Annotated in this window: 3 protein-coding genes; 2 read left to right on the forward strand and 1 reads right to left on the reverse strand. The window is 66.9% G+C overall.

Annotation, left to right across the window (positions count from 1 at the left end; genetic code table 11):
- The coding region (locus ACRDUX_RS04025; protein WP_526411256.1) for an AMP-binding protein at positions 1–1,946 on the reverse strand (1,946 nt) is incomplete at its 3' end.
- A 118-nt stretch (positions 1,947–2,064) separates the two neighbouring features.
- Here ACRDUX_RS04025 and ACRDUX_RS04030 point away from each other — a divergent pair.
- Entirely contained in the window at positions 2,065–2,529 is a 465-nt protein-coding gene (locus tag ACRDUX_RS04030) for a winged helix-turn-helix transcriptional regulator (RefSeq protein WP_526411258.1), read from the forward strand.
- 251 nt (positions 2,530–2,780) lie between these two features.
- Positions 2,781–2,987, forward strand: a complete 207-nt coding sequence (locus tag ACRDUX_RS04035) for a long chain fatty acid-CoA synthetase Faa4p (RefSeq protein ID WP_526411260.1) — start codon at positions 2,781–2,783, stop codon at positions 2,985–2,987.
- The last annotated feature ends 215 nt before the right edge of the window (positions 2,988–3,202 follow it).

The following is a 3,202-nucleotide window of genomic DNA, read 5'->3' on the forward strand; positions in this document are numbered from 1 at the left end:
AGCTCGGAGTACATCTGCTCGAGGACCGCTCCGTAATGCTCCTTGAGCTTGGGGCGCAGCAACTTGCCGACGCCGGAGAGCAGCCCGTTGGCGGCACTGAACGGGTTCTGCTCGACAAGGATGTCGGCGGGCAGCTCGTAGGATTGCAGCTCCGCGGTGCGCGCGATCTGCGAAAGCGATTCGCGGATGGCATCTTTCAGGTCTTCGGCGTCGCCGGAGAAGGCGTTCCTGGCCTCGAGTGTGGGTACCACCACGCCAAGCAGCGAGGGTCGTTCACTGTTTCCGTAGAGGTAGATCTGGCCAACCAGGGCAGCTCCGGCGTAGACGGCCTCGAGATTCGCGACGGCGACGAACTCGCCCTGCGAGAGCTTGATGACGTTGTTGCGCCTGTCCACGTACACCAGGTGATCGGGCGCGATCTCCGCCATCACGTCGCCGGTCCGGTAGTAGCCCTCGTCGTCGAACACCGCGGCGGTGACCTCTGGCCGCTTGTAGTAGCCGGGGGTGGCTCCGTTGCTCTTCACCAGCAGCTCCCCTCTGGGGTGGGGCTGATCGGTGTTGAAGTACCCGAGCTCGGGAACGTCGATGAGCTTGTAGTCGATGACCAGTGGCCGCATCACCACGCCGTCGGTGGTGACGGCGCCGATCTCGGTCAGCCCGTAGGCGTCGACCAGGTCGGCGTCCAGGCAGGACTCGATGAACGCCTTCATCTCCGCGGACAGCGGCGCCGTGCTGACGAATCCGCCGAGCACGCGGCCGCCGAGCACGTTCTCCCGCACTTCCGCGCTGACCAGGGTGTCGGCCGTCACCTCGTCGACGCCTTGGGACACCAGCCGCTCCACCCCCTGCTGATAGCGCTGGAACAGCATCTCCACCACCCGCGGGACCAGACCCACGTCGGTGGGACGCACCAGCGACCAGTCCTCGAACAGGGTCGACAGATCACTTTCCGGGACGAAGTAACTGGTGCCGCCGGCCTGGAATGCCGACGACAGCGGGATCCGTCCGCCGAGATGGTTGAGCGGGAGGAAGTTGACGTTCACGACGGGCGAGTCGACGGACTTCAACGGCAGCGTCCACAGCGTGGAGACCATCTTCTCGGTCCACATGGCGCCCTTGGGGGCACCCGTGCTGCCGGAGGTGTAGAGGATCATCGCGAGCCGATCCTGGTCTCCCCCGGTGTAACTCCGAGTCTCGGGCAGTGCACGTCCACGCTCTACGACGTCGCTCAGGGTCTCGACGACGACCGCCATGCCCGCGGCGTCGAGCCTCGCCCTGGCGCGCTCGAGTCGTTCGCGGTCGGCATCGATCTCCGGCGCGTAGTCGAACACGACGAGGCGACGCAATGAGTCACTCCCGAGCGCCGACTCGACGGCGAGGTCGAGGTAGGCCGCGCTGACCGCGAGCACCGCGGGCTGCGTCTCGGCGAGGATCGGCTGCAGTCGGGACACCGGCGCGTTGTGCTGCAGGGGCACCGCGACCAGACCAAGGTAGGCGCAGACGAGATCGACGGTCAGGTAGTCGGCGCTGGCGAAGCCGACCGTCGCGACGAAGTCCCCCGGTTTCACCGGCGCATCGGAGGCCTGGGTCCACGCGCCCGCCACCGCGACCACGTCCGACCACAGTTCGCGGTAGGAGATCGTGTCGAAACGAGGGAGCAGCTCGCTGGACGTCCGCCCGTTGGCGTCGTCGCCGACCACTGTTCGTGCTCGGCTGCCGAGAGCCGGGCGGTCGCCGTAGCCCTCGACGAAAGTGGCCAGCACCTCGGGCAGGCGCAGACTCGGCACGCGCGCCGCCTCCATTACCTCGGGTCTCGGGGCGGCGTCCCGAATCTGGGCGTCGTTGGCGAGCAGGTTGGCGGCCCGGCGTGCGGCCCGGCCGGGATCACCACCGGATCCGTCGAGAATCGGGGCCCGGGTGGAAACGTCCGAAACGTTGACGGTCATCGTTACCTCGCATCTGTTCGGGCAGCCCACTCGCTGGCTATACTCCGGTTAAGTCAGATCCTACGTGTCTGACTTTACTCAAGGCAAGTCAGCATGGCATCATGGTGGTGTGACGTCGATGACTCTCAAGGGCGCGCTCAGCGAGCGGGACAGTTGGTCCGCCACTGACTGCTCCATGGCTGCCGCCCTCGACGTGGTCGGCAGGCGGGCCAGCATGCTCCTGCTCCGGGAGGCCTTCTACGGGGCCCACCGGTTCGACGAGTTCGTCCGCCGCGCCCAGCTCAGCGAGAAGATCACCGCCGCACGCCTGAAGGAGCTCGTCGACGAGGGCCTTCTCGAGCGACGGCCCTATCACGTGGCCGGCCAACGCAGCCGCGAGGACTATCACCTGACCGAGAAGGGGGCGGAATTCCTTCCGGCGCTGATCGCCCTTCTGCAGTGGGGCGATCGATGGGTGCGCCCCGACGGCGGCCGGATTGCGCTGACCCACGCCGACTGCGGAAGTGCCGTCTCGGTCGAAGTGCGGTGCGCCGACGGCCATCCCGCCTCAGCGGAGACCATCGAAGCGGCCCGCCGCTCGTGACCACCGCCTCCAGCGCGACCTGATCATCGGCCTTGCGCCGCGTTGGCGTTCGGACCCAATCTTGCTGTCGAGAACCGGCTTTCGCGGTCGGCATCTGCCAGTGTGACGCCGATTAGGCGTTCCGGCTCGGGACGCATTATCCTTGCGCGCGGTCCGTCGTCCGACACAGGGAATCCTTCATGCCCATTCAGCCCACGCTGCGCCGCGCGCAGTCCCTGCGCAGCACCCAAAGGCGGCACGTCACCCGCCGCGTGAATCGCCCGACGGTCGGTCAGAGCTTCGACATCGAGATCACCCGTGAAATCGACGGTTGGACCATCCGGATTCCGGAGATCGGTGGCCTCACCCATGCGCGGCGCCGGGCCATGGTCGAGTTGGCGGCGCGGGAGTGCGTCGCCACCAAGACCGGCATCCCCATCGGTTACGTCGCCATCTTCGTCGCGAACGAGACCGGTTAGACCCACGCGATTTGTGTGCATCCACCGGTGCTCACCGCCGGTCAGACACCGCAAGTCACCTGAGTCGGTGGCGTTGGGCGGCCAGTCGCACCGGGGCGTTGTCGGTCCCGTATCCGTCGTATTCCCCTATGCGCTGGACGAATTCGAAGAACACCGTGCCGACGGTGCGGGTGTAGAAGTGGATGAACGCGCCGTCGGCGCTGCGGTCGTAGAGC

The sequence above is a fragment of the Mycobacterium sp. genome (assembly GCF_050701675.1).
In the GTDB taxonomy this organism is placed as follows: Bacteria; Actinomycetota; Actinomycetes; order Mycobacteriales; family Mycobacteriaceae; genus Mycobacterium.